Source organism: Bacillus sp. I-2 (assembly GCF_001974945.1).
In the GTDB taxonomy this organism is placed as follows: Bacteria; Bacillota; Bacilli; order Bacillales; family Bacillaceae; genus Bacillus; species Bacillus safensis.
The window spans coordinates 14,242-38,769 of record NZ_LZRW01000046.1; the positions used below are offsets into that span (position 1 = coordinate 14,242).

Annotated in this window: 16 protein-coding genes; 7 read left to right on the forward strand and 9 right to left on the reverse strand. The window is 43.1% G+C overall.

Translation table 11 applies throughout. From position 1 onward, the window contains the following. The first annotated feature begins 53 nt into the window (after positions 1–53). Entirely contained in the window at positions 54–1,256 is a 1,203-nt protein-coding gene (locus BAE31_RS17990) for an MFS transporter (RefSeq protein ID WP_041109406.1), read from the forward strand. Positions 1,257–1,316: 60 nt separating this feature from the next. Here BAE31_RS17990 and gltD read toward each other — a convergent pair whose 3' ends face one another. Both gltD and gltB read right to left on the reverse strand, forming a co-directional pair. Then, entirely contained in the window at positions 1,317–2,801 is a 1,485-nt protein-coding gene (gltD, locus tag BAE31_RS17995; RefSeq protein WP_024428371.1) for a glutamate synthase small subunit, read from the reverse strand. A 16-nt stretch (positions 2,802–2,817) separates the two neighbouring features. Then, entirely contained in the window at positions 2,818–7,389 is a 4,572-nt protein-coding gene (gene gltB, locus BAE31_RS18000; RefSeq protein WP_076841048.1) for a glutamate synthase large subunit, read from the reverse strand. A 153-nt stretch (positions 7,390–7,542) separates the two neighbouring features. Here gltB and gltC point away from each other — a divergent pair, with 153 nt between their 5' ends. The 3 genes from gltC (at position 7,543) to BAE31_RS18015 (ending at position 12,098) form a co-directional block, all read left to right on the forward strand. Further along, entirely contained in the window at positions 7,543–8,445 is a 903-nt protein-coding gene (gltC, locus tag BAE31_RS18005; protein ID WP_024422648.1) for a glutamate biosynthesis transcriptional regulator GltC, read from the forward strand. A 94-nt stretch (positions 8,446–8,539) separates the two neighbouring features. After that, entirely contained in the window at positions 8,540–10,276 is a 1,737-nt protein-coding gene (locus tag BAE31_RS18010; RefSeq protein WP_076841049.1) for an ABC transporter ATP-binding protein, read from the forward strand. Beyond that, positions 10,269–12,098 carry an ABC transporter ATP-binding protein gene (locus BAE31_RS18015; protein ID WP_076841050.1) on the forward strand — a complete coding sequence of 610 codons (1,830 nt, stop codon included), beginning with the start codon at positions 10,269–10,271 and terminating at the stop codon, positions 12,096–12,098. Before BAE31_RS18010 ends, BAE31_RS18015 begins: the two co-directional genes overlap by 8 nt. Before the next feature lie 51 nt (positions 12,099–12,149). Here BAE31_RS18015 and BAE31_RS18020 read toward each other — a convergent pair whose 3' ends face one another. Further along, complete coding sequence (locus BAE31_RS18020; protein ID WP_076841051.1) at positions 12,150–12,977, reverse strand: MerR family transcriptional regulator; 828 nt, start codon at positions 12,975–12,977, stop codon at positions 12,150–12,152. Positions 12,978–13,063: 86 nt separating this feature from the next. Here BAE31_RS18020 and BAE31_RS18025 point away from each other — a divergent pair, with 86 nt between their 5' ends. Then, on the forward strand, positions 13,064–13,636 hold the full coding sequence (locus BAE31_RS18025; RefSeq protein WP_076841094.1) for a GNAT family N-acetyltransferase: 573 nt from the start codon (positions 13,064–13,066) through the stop codon (positions 13,634–13,636). Positions 13,637–13,702: 66 nt separating this feature from the next. Here BAE31_RS18025 and BAE31_RS18030 read toward each other — a convergent pair whose 3' ends face one another. Genes BAE31_RS18030 through proC form a run of 3 tightly spaced genes read right to left on the reverse strand, consistent with a single transcriptional unit; the run spans position 13,703 to position 16,933 of the window. Beyond that, positions 13,703–14,971 (reverse strand): glutamate-5-semialdehyde dehydrogenase, encoded by a 1,269-nt coding sequence (locus tag BAE31_RS18030; protein WP_076841052.1) that lies wholly within the window; start codon positions 14,969–14,971, stop codon positions 13,703–13,705. An 18-nt stretch (positions 14,972–14,989) separates the two neighbouring features. Further along, positions 14,990–16,108 (reverse strand): glutamate 5-kinase, encoded by a 1,119-nt coding sequence (gene proB, locus BAE31_RS18035; protein ID WP_041109421.1) that lies wholly within the window; start codon positions 16,106–16,108, stop codon positions 14,990–14,992. A gap of 27 nt (positions 16,109–16,135) precedes the next feature. Next, entirely contained in the window at positions 16,136–16,933 is a 798-nt protein-coding gene (gene proC / locus BAE31_RS18040; protein WP_041117669.1) for a pyrroline-5-carboxylate reductase, read from the reverse strand. 469 nt (positions 16,934–17,402) lie between these two features. Here proC and BAE31_RS18050 point away from each other — a divergent pair, with 469 nt between their 5' ends. Both BAE31_RS18050 and BAE31_RS18055 read left to right on the forward strand, forming a co-directional pair. Then, positions 17,403–18,599 (forward strand): cytochrome P450, encoded by a 1,197-nt coding sequence (locus BAE31_RS18050; protein ID WP_076841055.1) that lies wholly within the window; start codon positions 17,403–17,405, stop codon positions 18,597–18,599. 130 nt (positions 18,600–18,729) lie between these two features. Next, positions 18,730–20,772, forward strand: coding sequence for a molybdopterin oxidoreductase family protein (locus BAE31_RS18055; RefSeq protein ID WP_076841095.1), 2,043 nt, complete (start codon positions 18,730–18,732; stop codon positions 20,770–20,772). A 41-nt stretch (positions 20,773–20,813) separates the two neighbouring features. Here the strand turns inward: BAE31_RS18055 and BAE31_RS18060 are convergent, their stop codons facing one another. From BAE31_RS18060 to xylA, 3 genes are all read right to left on the reverse strand, one after another. Further along, on the reverse strand, positions 20,814–21,497 hold the full coding sequence (locus BAE31_RS18060; protein ID WP_024422656.1) for a glycoside hydrolase family 11 protein: 684 nt from the start codon (positions 21,495–21,497) through the stop codon (positions 20,814–20,816). Between the two features lie 87 nt (positions 21,498–21,584). Beyond that, the gene (gene xylB, locus BAE31_RS18065) at positions 21,585–23,084 is read right to left on the reverse strand and encodes a xylulokinase (RefSeq protein WP_076841056.1); all 1,500 of its coding nucleotides are present in this window, start codon (positions 23,082–23,084) and stop codon (positions 21,585–21,587) included. A 35-nt stretch (positions 23,085–23,119) separates the two neighbouring features. Next, complete coding sequence (xylA, locus tag BAE31_RS18070) at positions 23,120–24,457, reverse strand: xylose isomerase (protein ID WP_024428359.1); 1,338 nt, start codon at positions 24,455–24,457, stop codon at positions 23,120–23,122. Positions 24,458–24,528: the final 71 nt, after the last annotated feature.

Genomic DNA, 24,528 nt, shown 5'->3' on the forward strand with positions numbered 1-24,528 from the left:
CATAAGTGAACTCGCTATCTTTAAGTCAGAAAATTCACTAGAGGAGGCGTTTTATGAAACTCTCAGAATTAAAATCAAGTGGTCATCCTAAGACATTGTTTGGTTCCTTTTTATATTTCGATGTGAGCTTTATGATCTGGGTTTTGTTAGGAGCGCTGGGTGCTTTTATTGCGCAAGATTTTGCTTTATCAACCGTAGAGAAGGGCATGATTGTGGCCATTCCAATTCTATCTGGTTCTTTTTTTCGGATTGTGCTCGGTTTATTCACCGATCGAATAGGACCTAAAAAGACTGCAGTGATGGGAATGCTTTTAACGACCATTCCGCTCATTTGGGGGTTTATCGCTGGTACAACCCTTTCGGAGCTCGTACTGATTGGGATTTTGCTTGGAGTAGCAGGAGCAAGTTTTGCTGTTGCTTTGCCAATGGCAAGCCGCTGGTATCCTCCTCACTTACAAGGAGTAGCCATGGGGATTGCAGGCGCCGGGAATAGTGGAACACTAATCTCCACCTTATTTGGTCCAAGGCTTGCGGAGATTTACGGGTGGCATGCCGTAATGGGGCTCGCTCTGATTCCGTTAAGTCTTGTCTTTTTGTTTTTTATTTTCACTGCAAAAGATGCACCAAATCAGCCCGCTCCTCAACCGATTCGGTCGTACTTTTCAGTATTTCAAGTGAAATCGACATGGTTTTTCTGTCTGCTTTATGCAATCACATTCGGAGGGTTTGTCGGGCTTTCCAGTTTCCTCAGTATTTTCTTTGTAGATCAATATGGGGTTTCGAAAATTCATGCTGGTGATTTTGTGACCCTTTGTGTGGCGGCAGGCAGCTTCTTTCGGCCTGTGGGCGGTCTCATTGCCGATAAAATAGGCGGAATGAAAGTACTGCTTGGATTATTCGGAATCATCGGCATTTGCTTAGGAGGAGTGAGCAGTCTTCCAGCTTTACCTGTGGTCATTGCGCTTTTATTTGTGGGGATGATGTGCCTTGGGATGGGGAATGGCGCTGTTTTTCAGCTAGTGCCTCAAGTATTTCATAAAGAAATTGGGATTGTGACCGGAATTGTTGGGGCTGCTGGAGGCATTGGCGGATTCTTTTTACCTAATATTCTTGGCAGTTTAAAAGAATTAACTGGCTCATATACGTTTGGCTTTTTGACCATTTCCCTTTTTGTTCTTATTGTTTTCCTCTGTTTAGTCGTATCGCAGCTTAAACGTAAAAAAGTGTTGATCAACCATACCATTTCTGAATCATAAAAAGCCATGACCACACGTTGGTCATGGCTTTTCTTTATATTGTAACACCCTTTGTTTAACCTATTTTGGCAGAACCGAACTCCCCATTAAATAACGGTCTACCTCGTGCGCCACTTGTCTACCTTCATTAATTGCCCAGACAATCAAGCTTTGCCCGCGTCTTGCATCTCCCGCTGCAAATACGCCTTCTACATTTGTTGTATATTCCCCATATTTTGCGTCAATGCGATTGTTTTTGCTGTCCACGCCAAAGTGTTTCACAAGCGGCTGTTCAGTTCCCTCAAAACCAATTGCAATAAAGACGAGCTGAGCAGGCCATACCTTCTCTGTCCCTGGAATCTCATGAAATTCAAACTTCCCTTGTTCGTTTTTCACCTTTTCCATTTGAATGGTATGAAGCTCTTTTAATTTCCCATTTTTATCTGCCACAATTTTTGTGGTTTGAATTGAATATTGACGCGGATCTTCTCCGAATTTTGCTTGTGCTTCTTCATAAGCATAATCCAGTGAGAAGACATAAGGCTGTTCTGGCCACATGTTATCCCCTACACGTGTATCCGGAAGCTTTGGATGCTTCCCGAATTGAACAACACTTTTTGCTTTTTGGCGAAGTGCAGTTGCAACGCAGTCCGCACCTGTATCTCCTCCGCCAATCACAATCACGTCTTTTCCTTTTGCATCAATGAAGTTTTTGTCTTTAAATCCTGAATCAAGCATGCTTTTCGTTGCGAGGGTTAAATAATCCATCGCAAGATGAATTCCTTTTGCTTCCCGGCCTTCAATCAATAGATCACGCTGCTTTTGTGCACCTGTACAAAGGATAACTGCATCAAACTGCTCTTTCAGTTCATCAGCAGTAATATCCACGCCGATTTCTGTGTTTGTCACAAAGTCAATGCCTTCTTGTCTTAGAAGTTTGACTCTTCGCTCGACCACTTCTTTGTCGAGCTTCATATTCGGAATCCCGTATGTCAGCAGTCCGCCAAGGCGGTCAGAACGCTCGAACACTGTGACAGCGTGCCCTGCTTGGTTTAATTGATCAGCACTTGCAAGTCCTGCTGGTCCTGAGCCGACAATGGCAATTTTCTTCCCTGTACGGCTTGAAGGGATTCTTGGTGTGATCCATCCATTTTCAAAACCTTTATCAATGATCGTGCGTTCGATATTTTTAATCGAAACAGCCGGATCATTGATAGCGACTGTACATGACCCTTCACAAGGTGCCGGACATACTCTCCCAGTAAACTCTGGGAAATTATTTGTTTTTTGCAGTCTTTCGAGTGCTTCCTTCCATCTCCCGCGATAGACAAGATCATTCCACTCTGGAATTAAATTGTAGATCGGGCAGCCAGACACGCCGCCCCTGATCTCCATCCCAATTTGACAAAACGGTGTTCCGCAATCCATACATCTAGCGCCCTGCTTTTTCAATACGTCATCTGTATAAGGAGCTGAATATTCTTTCCAGTCATTTTGACGAGTGAGAGGGTCACGTTCATTTGGCTTTTCTCTTTTATAATCCATAAAACCTGTTGCTTTGCCCATTGTCCTCTCCCCTTTCTTAATGAGCGAGGGCTGCTTTTTGCCCGTTTGCCGTTTCTTGATTTTTCGGTTTTGTGTTTGCTTCAAAGGCATACATCACCGCTTCTTCATGACTGAGGCCCGCTTGTTTTTGTTCTTCAATACTTTGAAGCATCATTTTGTAATTTCTCGGAATGACCTTGATGAATTGATCCTTTTCTTGCTCCCAGTTTTCAAGAAGTGCTACTGCTTTTGAGCTGTTTGTATAATCAAGGTGCTCCTTAATCATTTGCTTCACTTCTAGTTCTTCTTCATGATCTGTGAGCTTTTCAAACATGATCATTTCCATGTTGCACATTCTTTTGAACTGTTTTGCATCCGATGTATGGATATAAGCCACACCACCAGACATACCTGCACCAAAGTTTTTCCCAACGTCTCCTAAAATGACGACACGTCCGCCAGTCATGTATTCACAGCCGTGATCTCCGATTCCTTCAACAACCACATGTACACCTGAATTACGAACAGCAAATCGTTCACCAGCACGCCCGTTAATATAAGCTTTTCCGCTAGTTGCGCCGTAAAATGCAACGTTTCCTACAATGACGTTTTCATGTCCATTTTGTACAAAATGATCAGAAGTTTTAACAGCAATTTTGCCTCCTGAGAGTCCTTTGCCGATATAGTCATTTGAATCACCTGTTAAATAGAGAGACATGCCCTTTGGCACAAATGCGCCAAAGCTTTGTCCAGCTGAACCAGTGAATCTGAGTGTGATCGTATCCTCTGGCAAGCCCTCTTCCCCGTAGCGCTTAGACACTTCACTGCCAGTAATGGTTCCGGCCACACGGTTGATATTGCGAATGTTCAATGATAGATCAACCGGTGTTTGATGATTCAGCGCTTCTTGCACATAAGGAAGGATTTCATTCATATCCAGCGATTCATCAATTTTATGATTTTGCGGTGTTCTGAATGTCCGCGCTCCTTCTGGCTGATAAAGCAGTGTTTCAAGGTTTAGCTGCCCTGCTTTCCAGTGAGCTTTTGCTCGTTCACTGACCGCAAGGACATCCGTACGTCCGATTAATTCATCCATTGATGTAAAGCCAAGTTCTGCTAAGATTTCTCTTACTTCCTCTGCAATAAACATCATGAAGTTCACAATATGATCAGGGTTCCCCATGAATTTTTTGCGAAGCTCTGGGTTTTGTGTGGCAACACCGACTGGGCAAGTATCTAAATGACATGCTCTCATCATCACGCAGCCCAGCACGACAAGTGGAGCTGTCGCAAAGCCATACTCTTCTGCTCCTAAAATCGCAGCCATCACAACGTCGCGGCCAGTCATTAACTTTCCGTCCGTTTCAAGAACGACTCTCTCGCGAAGACCATTTAACACAAGGGTTTGATGCGCCTCTGCCAATCCAAGCTCCCAAGGAAGCCCTGTGTGTTTAATACTCGTTTTCGGTGAAGCTCCTGTACCGCCATCATAACCACTGATGACAATGACGTCCGCAGTTCCTTTTGCTACACCTGCTGCAATCGTGCCAACGCCGGCTTTAGATACAAGCTTGACACTGATGCGTGCATCACGGTTCGCGTTTTTCAAATCATGAATCAGCTGTGCCAAATCCTCAATGGAATAAATATCATGATGCGGCGGTGGTGAAATCAATCCGACACCTGGCGTAGAACCACGTACATCGGCCACCCAAGGATACACTTTATTTCCTGGCAGCTGTCCGCCTTCTCCAGGTTTTGCTCCTTGCGCCATTTTAATTTGCAGTTCATCTGCATTGACCAAGTAATGACTTTTCACACCAAATCGGCCAGAAGCGATTTGTTTAATTGCACTTCTGCGGTCATCACCGTGTTCATCTACTGTAAAGCGGGCAGGATCTTCTCCGCCTTCTCCGCTGTTACTTTTACCGCCAATTCGGTTCATCGCAATCGCAAGTGCCTCATGCGCTTCTTTACTTAAAGATCCAAATGACATGGCACCTGTCTTAAAGCGGCGCACGATGGATTCAGCAGATTCAACCTCTTCCAGACGAACCGGCTTTTGTTTTGGCTGAAATGCAAACAAGTTTCTGAGGAAGCCGATTCTTTCTTCATCCGCTGCTTTTGTATATTGTTTAAATAAATCGTAATCTTCATTACGGCATGCCCACTGGAGCGTATGGATCGTTTTTGGGTTAAAAGCATGATGCTCTCCATTTTTTCTCCACTGGAATTCACTGCCTGATTCAAGTGTCTGGTCAGTTGCTGCTTGATACCCTGCTTCATGGCGGAGTTTTGCCTCATGAGCAATGGTGTCAAGATCAATCCCGCCAAGCTGAGAAGCTGTTCCTGTGAAATACGCTTGAATGACGTCTTCACTAATCCCGACTGCTTCAAAGATTTGCGCGCCTCTATAGCTTTGCACAGTGGAAATCCCCACTTTGGACATGACTTTGACGACACCTTCTGTCACGCTTTTACCAAACTTTGTAACAGCTTCATCAAAGCTGATCGAAATCGCTTCGTCTGCAATCAGCTGTTTGTACGTTTCATAGACAAGGTAAGGGTGAATCGCATCTGCGCCGTAGCCAATTAGTGCGGCAAAATGATGGACCTCTCTCACCTCTCCAGATTCAACGATCAGACTGACCTTTGTCCGCAGGCCTTGACGCACAAGATGCTGATGAAGTGCACTTAGCGCAAGAAGTGGTGGAATCGGTACTTTTTGTTCTGTCATTTCCCGATCTGAAAGGATTAATAAAGAGACACCTTCTCTGATCGCTTTTTCCGCCTCTTCAAACATCGCATCCAGTCCGCGCTTTAAATCATCGGTGAAAAGTGTATGGATTGTTTTGCTTTTAAAGGCATTATGAACAATCGTTTTTAAGCCGTTGAATTGTCCGCTCGTTAAGACCGGTGTATAAAGTTTAATTCTTCGGCATGAATATTCATTCGGATGTAAAATATCGCCTTCGGCACCTAACCAAGTCATGGTTGATGTCACGAGCTGCTCACGAATGGCATCAATCGGCGGGTTCGTGACTTGTGCAAACAGCTGCTTAAAATAATGAAAAAGAGACTGCGCACGATCTGATAACACAGCAAGCGGTGTGTCACTTCCCATTGAACCGATTGGGTCCTTGCCTTCCTCTAGTAAAGGAATTAAATACTTTTGAATGTCTTCATACGTATAATGGAACGCACGCTGACGCGTCAATAAATCATCCATTATACTAGAATTTTCTGAATTTTCTTCCGAGCGATTGACGTGGACCATTTCTTCATCGAGCCATTTTTGATAAGGCAGTTCATTCGCAATGGTCGATTTCACTTCTTCGTCAGAAATAATTCGTCCTTCTTCTAGATCAATGAGCAGCATTTTACCAGGCTCAAGTCGATCTTTATACTTAACATCTTCTTCATTTGTGTCAATTACGCCAACCTCAGAAGAGAAAATGATATGATCATCATTTGTGACATAATATCTTGCAGGTCTTAATCCATTTCGGTCTAAGATGGCCCCGATTTGTTTGCCGTCCGTGAAGGAAATGGCTGTTGGTCCATCCCACGGCTCCATGAGAGAACTATGGTATTCATAAAATGCCCGTTTCTCTTTCGACATGTGCGTGTTTTCCGTCCAAGGCTCAGGAATCAGCATCATCGCTGTATGAGCAGGTGTACGGCCTGCAAGCACAAAGAATTCAAAGGCATTGTCTAAAATGGATGAATCACTTCCGTCTGCATTCAGCACTGGCAAAATCTTGTCTAAATCGTCTCCGAAGGCTTCAGATACGAATTGTTGTTCTCTTGCTCTCATCCAATTGATGTTCCCTCTTAATGTGTTGATTTCTCCGTTGTGAATTAAGTAACGGTTTGGATGGGCTCTTTCCCATGTAGGAAATGTATTTGTACTAAATCTTGAATGAACAAGTGAAAATGCAGAAACAAATGTTTCATCCTGTAGATCAAGATAAAAAGCATCGACTTGATCTGATGTTAAAAGCCCCTTGTATACGATGGTTTGACTCGACAGGCTGACAAAGTAAAATTGCTTTTCCTCTCTTGTTCCCCAGTTCTCAGCCTGCTTACGGATGACATATAGTTTTCGTTCAAATGACAAACGATCTGTGATGTTGTCGTTTGCTCCGATAAAGACCTGTCTCACAACCGGACAGCTCTTCGCTGCGACAGTACCAATTTTTCCTGGATCGACAGGAACCGTTCTCCAGCCAATTAATGTTTGGCCTTCTTGTTTAATAAACCCGTTGATTTTCTGTTCGATGGCTTGACGCGTTTTTTCGTCATCATCTTTTGAAAAGAAGACCATTCCTACCCCGTAACGGCCTTTTTCAGGAAGTGCAAATTCTTTGCAGTTCTTTCTAAAGAAAGCGTCTGGCAGCTGTACCATTAAACCGGCACCATCACCTGTATACGGATCACTGCCTTGCCCGCCGCGATGATCAAGCTGGCACAGCATTTGTAATCCCTTTTTGACGATGCTATGTGTCGCCTCCCCTTTTAAATGGGCGTACAGTCCGATTCCACATGCATCATGTTCAAATTCAGGACGGTAGAGACCTTGTGGTTGTGGTAATTGATTATAAGTCATCGTTTCTCTCCCCCGTTTAAAAGATCCGTTTTTTCACAGTAATAAAATCTCACAAACTCTGTAACTTATTTTAAGTTTTCAAATTGATATAAACAATATATAATTTAGATCAAAACAATCTCTTTTTGAGATAGATGGGTGTGAAGTGCAAAAATGGAGCTTCGTCAGTTACGTTATTTTGTAGAAGTCGCAGACCGTGAACACGTTTCAGAAGCGGCTGAAAACTTACATGTTGCCCAATCTGCCATCAGCCGGCAGATTGCGAATTTAGAAGAAGAACTTGGAGTGGCCTTATTCGAACGAGAGGGACGAAATATCAAATTAACGAAGATCGGCAGACAATTTTTAGATCATGTCAGAACTGCACTCAAAGCCATTGATTATGCGAAAGAGCAAATTGATGAATACTTAGATCCGCACAAAGGAACAGTGAATATTGGCTTTCCTACAAGTCTAGCAAGCCAAGTACTCCCTTCTGTCATCTCCGCCTTTAAACAGGAATATCCAGAGGTCGATTTTTTACTTCGTCAAGGATCCTATAAATTTCTCATTGAGGCGGTCAAAAATCGAGATATCGATCTCGCCTTTTTGGGACCCGTACCGACAAACGATTCTCAAATAGAAGGAAATATTTTGTTTTCCGAAAGCATTTATGCCCTTTTACCGGTTAGCCACCCCTTTAGCGGACAAAGGAGTATTCATTTAAGTGATTTAAGAAGGGATCATTTCGTGTTATTTCCTGAAGGGTATGTGCTGAGACAAATTGCGGTTGATGCTTGCAAGCAGGCAGGCTATGAACCTACCATTTCATCTGAAGGAGAAGATTTGGATGCGATTAAAGGTCTCGTATCGGCAGGTATGGGTGTTACCTTATTACCCGAAAGCGCCTTTTATGAAACAACACCTCGATTTACAGTGAAAATTCCGATCGATTTTCCTCAAGTGAGACGAACGGTTGGAATTATTGCATCTAAAACGCGCGAAATGTCTCCTTCTGCCCATGATTTTTATGTGTTTGTAAAGGATTTCTTTTCTAAAATTGAACAATATAAATAATTCACTAAAACAAGACATTTCATTTGTAGAAATAATCCCTCTTTGTATATGATGGGTTACAGAACAAAAGACTATATGGAAGAAAGGTATTCGTATGAAATCAATTTTATCGTTTTTAAAGCCGTATCGGCTGTCCGTTGTGTCCATTGTCATTCTCACTTTTTTAAGCAGTATGCTCCAGCTGTATTTACCGACGTTAACAGCAGATATCGTTGATGTCGGTATCGTCCAGGGAGATATTGCTTACATATGGAAGGTTGGCGGCTGGATGGTGGCTTGTTCTTTACTCGCCATTTTGCTCACCATTTGGAAGTCTTACTTGTCATCAAAGACAGCACTTGGCTTCGGCCGTGATATGAGAAGACAGCTGTTTGTGCATGTCGAACAATTTTCATTAGAAGAATTTCAAAAGATCGGCACATCTTCCTTTATTACTAGATCAACAAATGATGTGAAACAAGTCCAAGATGTGACGATCATGATTTTACAAATGATGACGCGGGCCCCGCTCATGCTTGTGGGCGGAATTATTTTGGCTGTTTCCAGGGATGCTGTCCTGTCTCTTATCTTTTTAGCAGCTCTCCCCCTTCTTGGCGGATTTATCTATTTGGTGTCAAGAAAAGCCATCCCTCTATTTGGCCAGCTTCAGAAAAAAACAGACCGGCTGAATTTAATTATGCGGGAATCTCTTTCAGGCATCCGGGTCATTCGTGCCTTTAACCGTGTGGATGATGAAAAGGAGCGATTCCAAGAAGCAAACACGTCCTATAAGGACACTGGTCTTAAAGTCAACCGATTAATGGCTTACTTGTTTCCATTTATGCTGATCATCATGAACTTCACGAATATTGGTATTGTCTGGCTTGGTGCAAACCGAATTGATGCCGGAGAAATGGAAGTTGGGAATCTTATTGCCTTCATTCAATATGCGATGATGATTTTAATGGCACTTATTATGCTGTCGATGAGCTTTATTATGGTCCCAAGAGCACAAGCGTCAGCTAAACGCATGAATGAAGTGTTAAACATGGAACCAAAGATTAAAGACAAAGAAGAGTCTATGACTGAGCTTCACGAGCCCGCTCAATCCATTCGATTTGAGGATGTGTCATTTTATTACTCAAATGCTGAGAAACCGGCCGTTCAAGGCATCACGTTTGAAGCCAAAACTGGTGAAACGACAGCCATCATCGGAAGTACGGGTTCTGGGAAAACAACGCTTCTCCAGCTGATGACGCGCTTTTATGAAGTGACAGAAGGCCGGATTACACTAGATGGTGTAGACATTAGAGAGCTGCCTCAGGAGAAACTGAGAAACCAGATGGGCTATGTCTCTCAAAAAGCTGTTTTATTCAGCGGAACCATTGCCGAGAATGTACGCTTTGGCAAGCAGGATGCAAGCAATGAAGACGTCTGGCAGGCGCTGCGAACTGCGCAGGCCGAAGAATTTGTTTTGCAAAAAGATGGCGGAATTGATGCAGAAATTGATCAAGGTGGTTCCAATCTATCCGGCGGCCAAAAGCAGCGGCTTTCCATTGCAAGGGCGCTAGTGAGAAGACCATCATTCTATCTGTTTGACGATAGCTTTTCAGCACTTGATTACAAAACAGATGCGAAGCTGCGGGCATCATTAGAAGCAGAAAAAGCTCATGCAGCCCTCATCATTGTGGCTCAACGAATCAGCACAGTGAAGCATAGTGATAAAATCATTGTACTTGATGAAGGGAAAATCGCAGGTATCGGAACACATGAACAATTAATAAAGGACAATCTTGTATACCAAGAGATTGTCGCATCTCAGGAAGGTCAGGAGGTGAGCGAGGATGAGTAAGAAAATGTCTTCCGGCATGGGCCATAAAGGCGGCCACCCTAAAGGGCCAGTCGCAAAACCGAAGGAATTTAAGAAAACACTGCTTCGTTTGACAGGCTATTTAAAACCAAGGAAATTTCAGCTGATCATCGTCCTTATTGCAGCGATTGGTTCAACTGTCTTTAACGTCATTAGTCCAAAGCTGCTTGGGGATGCCACCTCTTCCTTATTTGACAGCTTTACGAATGGAACAGGCGTTCAATTTGATGTCATTTCACGGATTCTTTTGCTGCTTGTCGTGCTGTACGTCGTTGCTTCCCTCTTTTCATTCGTTCAGCAATATGTCATGGCTGGTGTCTCTCAACAGACCATTGCTGAATTACGGCAGGAAGCAAATGACAAGCTCACACGTCTCCCCCTTCGTTATTTTGATAAAACAACCCACGGCGACACACTAAGCCGTGTGATGAATGATATCGATAATATTAATACATCGCTTCAGCAGGCGCTCACCCAAGTGATTACTTCTGTGATTACAGTCATTGGGATTGTCGTCATGATGCTCTTCATCAGTCCGCTGCTTACGTTGCTTGTTTGTTTGACGCTGCCACTCAGCCTGTTTGCGATTCGCGGCATTACGTCATTTTCTCAAAAGCATTTTAAAGCGCAGCAAAAAGAGCTTGGCACGATCAATGGACATATTAATGAGATGTTCACAGGACATCAGACAGTTCGTGCGTATGGCTACGAAAAGAAAGCAATCGATACATTTGATGAATTAAATGAAAAGCTGTATGAATCCTCAAGGAAAGCGCAGTTCATTTCTGGTTTAATGATGCCAATGATGACTTTTATCGGGAACCTTGGCTATGTGGCAGTCAGTGTAGCCGGCGGGATTCTAGTCATTAACGGGAATATTCGTGTCGGGGATGTGCAGGCGTTTATCCAATACACACAGCAAATGTCTCAACCTCTTGTGCAAGCATCAAGTGTCGCAAACTTAGTTCAATCGGCGATCGCTTCTGCTGAAAGGGTCTTTGAAATTCTCGATGAGGAAGAAGAAAGTACCGAAGAAGATGCGGCAATTGATCTTGCATCACTCTCAGGCGATGTGAGCTTTGAACAAGTTCAATTCGGATATGAAAAAGATCATCCGATTATTAAAGATTTGAATTTAGATGTGCAAGAAGGACAGACGGTTGCCATTGTCGGACCAACAGGCGCAGGAAAAACGACCATCATTAATCTTTTAATGCGTTTTTACGAATTAGATCAAGGCTCCATACGCATTGGCGGTGTCAAAACAACTGACCTCAGCCGTCAGCAAGTACGAGACTTATTTGCAATGGTTCTTCAAGATACGTGGCTCTTTGAAGGAACGATTTACGACAACATTGCCTATGGCAGGCAGCACGTTTCCAAGGAGGATGTCATTAAAGCCGCCAAACATGCCTATGCAGATGATTTCATCCGCACGCTTCCAGATGGATATGACACACTGTTAACAGAAGATGCAGGCAACCTGTCTCAAGGTCAGCGCCAGCTGTTAACCATCGCCCGTGCCATTTTATCTGATCCAAAGATCTTGATATTAGATGAAGCAACAAGCAGTGTGGATACACGGACAGAGATGCATATTCAAAAAGCAATGAATGAATTGATGAAAGGCAGAACGAGCTTCGTGATTGCACACAGACTTTCAACGATTAAGGATGCAGACCTTATTCTAGTCATGAAGGATGGAAGCATCATTGAAAAAGGATCGCACAGCGAACTTTTAAAACAAAAAGGCTTCTATGCAGACTTATATATGAGTCAATTTGCCGAAAATCAAGTGGGATAACATCAAAAAAGAGGATAGACACACGCATGTCACATGCTGTCTATCCTCTTTTCAATTGTCATCTGTTCGCTTCTTCACTTTTACACTGAGCTTCGTTATATACTCTGCTTCATCTTTAGACATGAGCGAATGAAGTAAATACTCCTCAAATACATCTCCATCCAGCATCATGCCCTCTTTCTCAATTTCATCTAACAAATGCGAATAAGCAGATTCGATCTCATCAAATGTTCCTTGATTATACATCACCGCATAGAGCCCGCCAGGTTTTTTAACTGCCCCCGGGCCATCCATTCGGCAGAACAGCTGATCTGACTGATGATAGTGCCGCTTACGGAACTGCTCCTTTTTTAAGACAGAACCATTTGCCGCAGCCCCTTTTATACCAACTCCCTTTAAAAATTCCCCTACAATACGTGATATTTCTTCTACAGGTGTATTGAAGTCGATCGGGTTTGATGCACTTAGTACAACGGGTTCTTCTGGCAGCTCTTGAAACAGGACCTCCCCTATTTTCACAGTTGCTAATTCATGTGTCGTCTCCATCACCCGCATAAGAAAAGCCTGGATGTCTTGAAGTTTTTCAATCTCTTGTTTGACCTTTTTTATTTGGTCGGCCGCTAGGCTTTGCAGTCTTTCGCGGGAAGGTTCTGTGAAATATTGTTTTAACTCATTGATCGGAAATTGAACAGCCCGCAACGATTGAATCGCAATAAAATGGTCAAATTGCTCAAGTGTATAGTAACGGTATCCATTTTCGTGAACACCAGCCGGCTTAAATAAATCGATTTTATCATAATACAGAAGCGTATCTTTTTTGACATCAAATAGCTTGGCAAATTCTCCAGTGAAAAACGTTTTTTGCACATCATTGATCATGATGAAGGCTCCTTTCTTGACTATGGAGTAACTCCATCCTTTATCATAACATGCAGAAACAAACTACGCATGGAAAGGATAAAAAAATGAACAAAATAACTCAACATGAAGTAACATTAGCACAAGCAAATAAAGAGGACTTCCCTTCAATGAAAAAAGAGCTTCAGAAAGCTTTTACAGCTGGCGTGATCGATGCATTTGGCGATGCGCATGGTGGGCCAATTCCTCCAGATGAAGTGATTGATGAATCTTTTCATTCAAATGAACACATTGTTTATCATATTATGCTAAATGATGAAAAGGCAGGCGGCGTTGTGATCAAAATCAACCAAGAGACACATCACAACTCGGTTGATTTGCTATACATTTCATCATCCTTTCACGGCCGGGGCATTGGTCAGGCAGCATGGAAAGCCATCGAGGCGCAATATCCAGAAACGATTATATGGGAGGTTGTGACTCCATACTTTGAAAAACGCAACATTCATTTTTATGTCAATAAGTGCGGCTTTCAAATAGTTGAATTTTATCACTTACACCATCCAGATCCAAACACACCTCATGAAACAGATCAAGGCAATGAACCTTTAGCACCTGAGGAATTTGAATTTTTTAAATTTGAGAAGGTCATGAAGAAAAATTGTGCAAACGTAGGATAACGTGTATTTCTTTAAAATAATGTTAAAAACACTACCTCATAAAAAGGTAGTGTTTCTTCAATCTTTCTAGCTTCTAATCTGACCGTCACCACACAGAAGCAGCTTAGTTGTCGTGAGTGCAGGAAGTCCCATTGGCCCTCTTGCGTGCAGTTTTTGAGTAGAGATGCCGATTTCAGCTCCATAGCCAAGTGCGCCGCCGTCTGTAAAGCGAGTCGATGCGTTATGATAAACAGCCGCCGCATCGACTTCGTTTAGAAACGTGAGTGCATTTTTTTCATCTTCTGTCACGATGGCTTCTGAATGTTTTGTGCCGTATTGATCGATATGGCTGATTGCTTCCTCAATTGAATCGACTACCTTTACTGCAAGATCCAGACTTAAATACTCATCTGTCCAATCCACTTCTTCAGCAGGAACCGCGTTTGAAAAGTAAGACTCTGCTGCCTGGTCGCCATGTACAGTGACACGATGCTCCTGCAAAGCTTCATTTAATGAGGCTGCATTCTCTTTCAGCCAATCGCGATGAATAATCAGCGTCTCAAGTGCATTACATACGGCCGGGCGATTCGTTTTCGCATTGATCACAATCTCAATGGCTTTTTTCACATTCGCGGTTTGATCAATATAGACATGACAGTTTCCTGTCCCTGTTTCAAGCACTGGGATAGTGGATTCTTCCACCACTGTTTTGATTAACGAAGCTCCGCCTCGCGGAATTAAAACATCGATCCATTCTTTTAGTTGAAACATCGCCTGAACCGATGAACGGTCTGTTTGTTCAATCAATTGCACCGCATCACGAGGAATCTTTGTTTGATCCAATGCTTCATGGATCACACTGACAATGGCTTTGTTGGAAGAAATAGCGGAGGAACCGCCTTTTAAAATCACTGAGTTGCCTGCCTTAAGGGCAAGGCCTGCTGCATCGACAGTGACGTTCGGTCTCGCTTCATAGATCATCCCGATCACGCCGAGCGGTACTCTTCGGCTTTTCACGTGTAAGCCGTTATCAAGAGTCCATTCATCCAATATTTCTCCAACAGGATCTGTTAATCTCGTCACAAGCCGCAAACTTTCAGCAAACTCATGAATTCTTTCTTCATTTAACAGTAATCGATCCAAGAGTGCCTCTGAGAAGCCCTTTTCTTTCCCGGCATTTAAATCTTTTTGATTCTCCTGTAAAATGAAGCGGCTGTTTTGCTCTAATGCTTCTGCCATTTTAAGAAGCGCGTCATTTTTTTCCTCTGTCTGAAGTAAACTTAGTTTTTTTGAAACATGCTTTGCTTTTTTCGCTTTTTCTTTGACCGATGTGACAACTTCAGCTGTCAGTGTCATGGAATTCCTCCCTTTTGGTTAACAAACTGGTATCGATAAATCTAAATGACAAACAAATGCTTCAAGATCGACGACATGCACGATTTCATCTTGTAACAAGTCACTCTTACGTGCGAGTTCATCTGACGCATAATTCACAATACCAAGCCCTATTTCTCTTCCATCTTGATCTAAAATACGGACCACATCGCCTTTTTTAAACGAACCTTTCACATTGACAATCCCATCAGAATCAAGGCTTCCCTCTCGGTGCATGAGGAATTCCTGTGTTTTCTCTTGAACCACGATCTCACCCTTTGGCCCAGAATGAAAGGCAATCCACTGCTTCTTATAATTGAGCGGCGCTACATTTTCGTCAGCGGTAAAATAAGTGCCGTCCTCTGTCCCATTGATCGCTTTGTCTAAAATGCCAGGCGTATCTGCTTTTCCTAAAAAGCCGTTGATCCCTGCGGCCATTGATATTTTAAAGGCATCGAGCTTTGATTTCATTCCGCCTGTACCTACGCTGCTCCCTGCGTCTCCAGCAGCTGCTTCGATGTCTTCTGTGATGTCTGTCACTTCGAGAATTCTCTTCGCATTTGGATTAGTATGAGGATTATCTTCATACAAGCCATCAATATCAGATAAAATGGCAAGGAAATCCGCATCAATGAGTCCAGCTACTTTTGCAGACAATGTATCGTTGTCTCCAAACTTCAACCGATTGATCGTCACTGTATCATTCTCATTAATAATTGGGATGATGCCTCGATCCAATAACACGTTCATTGTGTTACGCACATTTTGATAGCGCGTTTCATCAGAAAAATCACTTCTTGTGATTAAGAGCTGTGAGGCAATATAACCGTGTGATAAAAATAAAGTAGAATATGATTCCATTAAAAGCCCTTGCCCAATTGAGGCAGATGCCTGCTTTTCCGGCAGTGTTTTGGGTCTATCAATAAATCCTAGTTTTCGGTAACCAGCTGCAACCGCACCAGATGAAACCAAAATGACTTCGTGTCCTTCATCTTTGAGTTTCACAATTTGATTGACGAGGTTTTCTAGTTTTTTCAAACTAATCTCACCTTGAAAGCTAGTAAGAGAGCTGCTTCCGATTTTCACAACAATTCGTTTTCTCTCTTTATCTGCGTACACCTAATCACTCCTGTACCTGAGCTCTATTTATATAGATACTTTTTGTTTTTGCTGATTGCTTATCTCTTTTGATCGATTGGCGGCATGTTTGACAGCCTGCTTGATCGCTTCTCCTCCGCCAAAATCATCTAATGCATTGAGTCCTGCAGCAGTTGTTCCATTTGGTGACGTAATTTTCTCTCTTAAGACAGAAGGATTTTCCTCTGTTTCTTGCAGCATTTTTGCCGCACCGAGGAGTGTCTGCGCGCCAATTTGGCGAGACAATTCCTTTGATAAACCTGCCTCTTCTCCTGCTTCTTCGATTCTTTCCATTAAGAAATAAAAGTAGGCGGGTCCGCTTCCAGCAATTCCAGTGAAAATATCCATTTGCTCTTCCTGAATGGTATAGACTTCGCCCATTTCAGATAAAAGAGCCTGGCTTATACTCATATGGTCGTTTTTCACGTAACGTCCAGCAGATAAAGCAGTCGCTGATGCCCCGATCGTACTTGAGGTATTTGGCATAACCCTCATAACAGGCTGGCCTTCATGCAGCATGTCTTCAATATACGATAGCTTAACACCTGCAAGGACAGACATGATGAGCTGATCTGGCTGAATACGAGGTTTTAATGATTCAAGGGCTGCTTCAGCATCCTTTGGCTTCATGGCCAGGATCAACATATCCATTTCTTCAAAAGGAAATGAATCCATTGCGGCTGTTTGGATTCCGTATCGTTTCGTTAGTTCATTCAATCGAAGTTGATTTTGTCTGTTTGTTGCGTAAATTTGGCCTAGCGGCATCTGTCCTGATCGCACAATCCCTGCAATCATTCCTTCCGCCATAGAACCTGCTCCAATGAAAGCAACTTTCTTTTGATCAATGATATTGATCCTCTCCCTTGTTCGCTTTTTGTTCGTGTTTTTCGCACGTTAGTAATCGTAACATGATGAGAAATCGTGTCAAGAAAGAGCCAGCGCTTTTCAAAAGTCCCGAATGCATGGCCGGCAGCTTGCTGCAAGTATGTTAGCCGTGTTTTTCAAATACAGTGATTTAGATCAAAAGAACTATGATCATTTGAATCATAGGACCCTTTCGTTCGACTTGATTCACCATTTTATTTTTGGTTTCGGTGACTTCAATTCTATTTTTAGAAAGCGCTCTCATTTTAATGACTTTCTATTTTCCTATATGGTGAATGTGCTTGAATCTTTCGATTAGACTATTGACATATTTTAGAAAACATGTCCGTTGAAATGATATTTTACTGGTGATACCGTGAAAGAGAAATCATGTGAAAAAGGAGCGTTCATAATGAAAGTGAAAGAAAACTATGTCAATGTGATTCCAATGAAAGAAATCCGTTCTACCGATGACCTTCTTTTCCCATTCCCTATTTACAATGAGCTGCGTGCAGAGAGTGATATTAGATATGATGAGACAAGAAAGTGCTGGGATCTCTTTCGATATGCGGATATCCAGTCTGTTCTAAAGCAGCCTAAAGTGTTCTCTTCACAGCGAGGAAGAAGCACGTCTAAAACAAGTATTTTAACGATGGATCCTCCAAAACATACAAAGATGAGAGCGCTTGTGAATAAAGCATTCACCCCAAAAGCGATCAAGCAATTAGAAGATAAGATCAAAGACCTGACACATGATCTATTAAATCAAGTCAAGGATCAACGTACGTTTGATATTGTGCAAGATTTAGCAGCTCCCCTGCCAGTGATGATCATTGCTGAGCTTCTCGGTGCAGAGGTTCAGGACAGAGAGCTGATTAAAAAACATTCTGATGCCCTTGTGGCAGGTGCTAAGGATGAATCAAAAGAAGCTATTCAGGCTGTAGTAGATATGCAGAAACGTGCTGAAGAGGAGCTGTCCGTTTATTTTGCTCATTTGATCAAAAAAAGAAAAGAAACACCTGCTAATGACTTGATCTCGCTTCTCATTCAAGCAGAAATTGATGGAGAGCGTTTAACCGAGAATGAACTGCTTGGCTTTTGTATTCTATTACTCGTTGCAGGCAATGAGACAACGACCAATTTAATAACCAATGCCGTACGACTACTGACAGAGCAGCCGCATATTGCTGAATCAGTTCGGCAGGACCCCTCTCTTATTCCTCAATTGACTGAGGAAACGCTGCGGTATTATCCGCCTGTTCAAGCCATTGGCCGAATCGCCGCAGAGGATGTTGAAATTGCAGGCGCGCACATTGAAAAAGGAGACTACCTCATCAGCTGGGTTGCTTCAGCAAATCGGGATGAACAGAAGTTTGAAGATCCAGACACGTTCCGGCTTGACCGGAAATCAAATCCGCATATGAGCTTTGGGTTTGGCATTCATTTTTGTCTCGGTGCACCGCTTGCCCGGCTTGAAAGCAACATTGCGCTTGACGTTTTACTCCATACGTTTCAAGACATCACCTGCGTGGCAGATCAGCTAAAACCTATACAAAGCACGTTTGTTTTTGGGGTAAAAGAATTTCCTGTACAAGTCACCCGTTTTTAAAAGTCCCTTTTCAGGGGCTTTTTTTCATTTTCTTCAATTCATCATCTCTTTCTTACCTTCCTTCTCCGAACATGCTAAAATAAAATCCATACAAAGTGATAACGGAATGCAGAAAGGAAGCCGAAAACTCATGACCGATTATACAGCGATGAAAGACGGAATATTCAAATCAGTTTGTTCGTTAGATTGCCCGGATCAGTGCGGTCTTTTAATACATAAAGAAAATGGAAAGATCGTGAAAGTGCAGGGAGATCCGGACCACCCTGTCACACAAGGAAACATATGCAACAAAGTGCGTAATGTCACAGCCCGTTTATATGATGAAAAAAGACTGACCACTCCTTTAAAACGTGTTGGCCAAAAAGGCGAAGGTCAGTTTGCACCAATTACGTGGGAAGAAGCCATTGAAACCATTCGGCAAAAATGGACAAAGCTGATCGAAGAAAAAGGACCAGAAAGCATTCTGCCTTACAGCTTCTATGGAAACATGGGCAATCTCAACGCAGAAGGAATGGACCGCCGCTTTTTTTATCGTCTTGGTTCAAGTCAGTTAGACCGAACGATCTGTCAGTCTGCGGGAACGACTGGTTATAAATATACAATGGGTGCAAGCATTGGGACAGATCCTGAAGACACCATTCATACGAAACTATTTATCTTTTGGGGCATCAATGCCGTATCGACCAATATGCACCAAATTACCTTGGCACAAAAAGCACGAAAGCAAGGAGCGAAGATTGTTGTAATTGATGTTCACAAGAACCAAACCGGCCGGATGGCAGATTGGTTCATTCCGCTTCGGCCTGGTACTGACAGTGCGCTTGCCCTTGGCATCATGCACGTCCTTTTTAAAGAGGAACGTACAGATGAAGCATTTTTAGAGGCTTACACGGTCGGCCATAAGGATCTGCGCGAGCATGTAAAGCAGTATGATCCAGACACAGTTGAGCGCATCACAGGTGTCCCGAGGGATGACATCATTACACTTGCGAGAATGTACGCTGAGACATCACCCTCTCTCATTCGCATTGGGAATGGTTTACAGCACCATGATAATGGCGGGATGAGTATTAGAACCATCTCCTGCCTCCCTGCCCTGACTGGTCAATGGCTGCACAAAGGCGGCGGAGCGATGAAATCAAACTCTTCTTTTCTCAGCTATAATGAAACAGCCCTTCAGCGGCCGGATTTATTAAAAGAACGCACGCCTAGATCCTTTAATATGAATCAGCTGGGCAGCGTGCTGACAAGCGCAGAGCCTTCCGTTGATTCTCTCTTTATCTACTCGTGCAACCCAGCGGTTGTAACACCTGAAGCGAATAAAGTCAGAGAAGGTTTGCTGAGAGAGGACTTATTTACAGTGGTTCATGATTTATTCCTGACAGAAACAGCGGCGTATGCAGACATTGTCCTGCCGGCGACATCAGCCTTTGAAAACGAGGATTTCTATACATCATACTGGCATCATTATATTCAAATTCAGGAGCCAGTGATAGAACGCTACGGAGAAAGCAAATCCAATACTGAAGTATTCCGCCTGTTAGCCCATGCGATGGGCTTTGAAGATGAAGCCTTTCGCGAGACAGATGCTGAACTGATGGAACAAGCTCTTCATCATCCAGAAAATCCGCATTATGAGGACATTTCATACGAAGCATTAAAAGAAAAGAAATGGATCAAAGCGAAACGTGGACCTTTCCAGGAATTAAAGCTTCAAACCCCAAGCGGGAAAATTGAGCTTTATTCTGAACAAATGAAAAAAGACGGGTATCCAGCACTTCCAACCTATGTGCCCCTTTATCAGGAGAGCAATTATCCGCTTACCTTTATACCGGGACCGAACCATAATTTTCTGAATTCCACCTTCTCACTTCATGAAAAGCATCAAAAGCTTGAGAAATTTCCGAAGCTTCACATGAATGAACAGGATGCAAAGGAAAGAAAAATTGAAGATGGTGACATGGTGCGTGTGCTAAACGACCGAGGAGAGTGTGAGCTTGTCGTGTCAGTCGGTCAAAATGTATTATCTGGTGTTGTGGTCAGTCAAGGATTATGGGCAGATCAAAAAGGCAAAAAGCATTTAGTGAATGGGTTAACACCTGATCGATTGGCAGATATGGGAGGCGGCGCGACGTTCTTTTCTGGCAGAGTGGAAGTTGAAAAATTATCATAGAAAAAAGCCAGCCATTTTTTGCTGGCTTTTTTCATATGCTTTTATCGAATCATCAGCTGATTCGTCATGACATTCGCACTTCCGTTGCTTCGGTAGCCTTCTACAGTTAATGCTGTTTCATACATTTTTCCCATTGGCATGCCTAAGCTTTCCCATTTTTTAAAATGCTCACTGACAGAGACAGTTCCGCTTGTGCGTTTTGTTTGACGTACACTCCAATATTGTTTAAAGGTAGCGTCTCCAATGATAGAAGGCTGATTGACACGGAGCGTTTCATATATGTCATATGTGCCTCCATCGGCATAAAATGATCCTTTATACGTCCCTGTTGGACGATATGTGCCCCATGACTCAACAATGTAGTATTCAGCTAATGGAGATTGTGTCCAGCCATAGACACATAAATAGGAATTCCCGCCCGGATTAAAGGCTGCGTTGTAGTTGATGGAGATGTTGCCAAGTTGATGATGAGTTTTAGTGGAATCAAACTTCTTTCCTTTTCGAAATAAGGCATTTCCGATATTGTTCCAGCTTGCACTAAATGCCCCGCCGTTATTGAGTGTCATCGAGGTATTTCCGTAATCCTTCCATAATTCAAAATCGTATCCGCTGTGTGTGCCTATTCTATTATCATAAATCGTTTCCGCATGAGCTGGCACAGCCGTCAGTGTCAGCACAAATCCAATACACATCACAAACAACAGCCTCAATCTTTTCAAATTCATTTTCCATCCCTCTCCTTTTTTCATCCGTATTGTTCTGTCATCCCTAAGATGAAAAACCCATCACCTCCTTTCATGCAGCCCTTTCTGCTAGATGGAACGAAACTGATTTAACCCGGCATGGATGTCTTTTGTGTGTGTATAAATCCTTTGGTACAAATGAAATAGATCGGCATATACTTCTGCGTGCGGCTGATTTGGCTCATAAACAGCAGCTTGATGGATCAACTGATGTGCACATACTTCAAGTGACGGATACCATCCGCATCCAGCCGCAGCAAGCATGGCTGCACCTAAAGCAGGCCCTTGTTCATTGTCTAACTGGATGACTTCAGCCTGAAAAATGTCTGCTTGCATTTGAAGCCAAGTCCGGCTTCTCGCTCCGCCGCCAATGGACACAATAGAATCTATGTTTTTTCCTGCCTGCCGGAATAATGCGATAGATTCATTTAGCGAAAAGGTAATCCCCTCTAACACAGCTCTGACAACATGTGCCCTTTCATGCCTGCTGTCTAATCCAATCAAGCTTGCGCGAATGGTCGAATCCGCATGAGGTGTTCTTTCCCCGACTAAATAGGGAGTAAAGAGCAATCCTTTCGCTCCTGGCGCTACATGAGCCGCACCTTCTAAAAGTGATTGGAACGATTCCTCAGGAGCCAGTAAGTGTTTTGCCCAGTTCAGGCTATATCCTGCTGAAAGGGTGACACCCATTGTGTAAAAAGCGTCTTTTTTTGCATGATGAAACAAATGTAAATTCCCTTGAAGCTCCCTTTCATGATCCTCTTCGTAGGAGAGAATGACCCCAGATGTGCCGATGCTGCATAACGTGCGGTCAGAGGACAAGATGCCAGCACCAATTGCTCCGCAAGCATTATCTGCCCCGCCGGCAAAAACCTTCGCGCCTTCTTTCATCCCAACATCACGTGCAATGTGCGGCAAAAGTGTACCAACCTCCGCCTCTGATGTGACAAGCGGCGGGCAAATATGAGGAGAAATATCAAATGCCTGACAAATCTCCTCACTCCACGTCTGTTCACCGATATTTAACAGCAAAGTGCCAGCCGCATCAGAATAATCAATATGGACAGCGCCAGTTAAACGAAATCTGACATAATCTTTTGGGAGTAAAAACATGTCGATTTGCTGATCAATATGTGGTTCATGTTCCTTTACCCATAATAATTTTGGCAGTGTAAATCCTTCTAACGCCTGGTTTTTTGTGATCTTTTGCAGCCGGTCTCCCAGCTTTTTGGTAATGTGTGCACATTGTGCTGTCGTTCGTGTATCATTCCATAAAATTGCAGGGCGGAGCACTTCGTGAGATTCATTTAATAGAACTAATCCATGCATCTGGCCGGAAAAGCTGATGCCTTCTACTTGTCTTGAATGAACAGGCTGCTTTGCCATCAGTTCTTTCATCACAGCCATTGTCTGCCTTACCCAATCCTCGGGGTGCTGCTCACAATATCCAGGCTTCTCTTGAATGAGGCGGTACGGCTTAGAGGCTTCGCAGCACACCTTCCCGCTCTCATCCACTAATATCGCCTTGACCCCGCTCGTGCCAAGATCAATTCCCATCACATATTTCATGTTTTCACTCCTTCAAAACAGGTCAGCCCCTTCAATTAATCTTCTAACAAGTATTGATTTAAACGGGCTTTCAGCTGTTCCTCTCTTCCCGATTCGTTTCTGATCAAAGGATGTTTCAGCGCATATTCTTCTAATGTATGAAAGTTTGCCTTTCCTTCTGAAATATCACGTCCAATTCCTTCAGAAAAGCTGCGATACCGGTGCTTTATGACATCCTCAAACACACGGTCTTCTATGAGTCTATGAGCGACGCGCAGTCCTTTTGCGAATGCATCCATCCCGGCAATATGGGCATATAAAATATCTTCAAGTTCAAAGGAAGCTCTTCTCACTTTTGCATCAAAATTAAGACCGCCAGACCCTAGACCGCCATTTTGCAGAATTTCATACATGGCAAGAGTTGTCGCATACAGATCGGTTGGAAATTCATCTGTATCCCATCCAAGAAGCGAATTGCCTTGGTTTGCATCAACAGAACCGAGCAGCCCATGAATTCTTGCGACACGTAATTCATGCTCAAACGTATGGCCGGCCAGTGTCGCATGATTGGCCTCAATATTTAATTTAAAATGGGAATCTAATCCGTATTGTTTTAAAAAGGCGATGGATGTCGCTGCATCTGTGTCGTATTGATGAGTGGTTGGCTCCTTTGGCTTTGGTTCGATTAAAAATTGGCCAGTGTACCCAATTTCTTTTGCATAATCAACAGCCATATGCAAGAAAGCCGCCATATGATCAAGCTCTCTTTTCATATCTGTATTGAGCAGCGTATCGTACCCTTCTCGTCCACCCCAGAAAACATAATTTTCTGCACCGAGTTCTTTGGCGGTTTCAATGCCTTTTTTGACCTGTGCGGCCGCATAGGCAAAGACATCTGCATGACAAGATGTCGCAGCGCCGTGTACAAATCTAGGATGCTTGAACATATTGGCCGTGTTCCACAGCAGCTTTACTCCGCTTTGCTTCATGTATTCTTTCATTCTTTCTAAAATAATGTCTAATTGTTGATTGGTCTCTTGAAGCGTCTCCCCCTCTGGCGCGATATCACGGTCATGGAATGAAAAATACGGAACATCCAATAGGTCAAAAAGCTGAAAAGCGACTTCCAATCTAGCTTTTGCTAAATCCATTCCGCTATAAGAATCCCACGCTCTTTGCATCGTGCCAGTTCCAAACATGTCTGTTCCATCAGCAGTTAATGTATGCCAATAAGCGACTGAAAAACGCAGGTGGTCTTTCATTGTTTTTCCGCCAATCACTTCGCTTGGATTATAGTATTGAAAGGCGAGTGGATTTTTTGATTGTTTTCCTTCATATTGAATTTTGCCGATTCCTTCTAAGCTGTATAACGTTTTCATATTTGATTTGGTCATTCTTCATTCCTCCTGAGTACACTTTGTAAGTTGATTCAACAAACTAATGATCAATCTATGAGAAACTCACT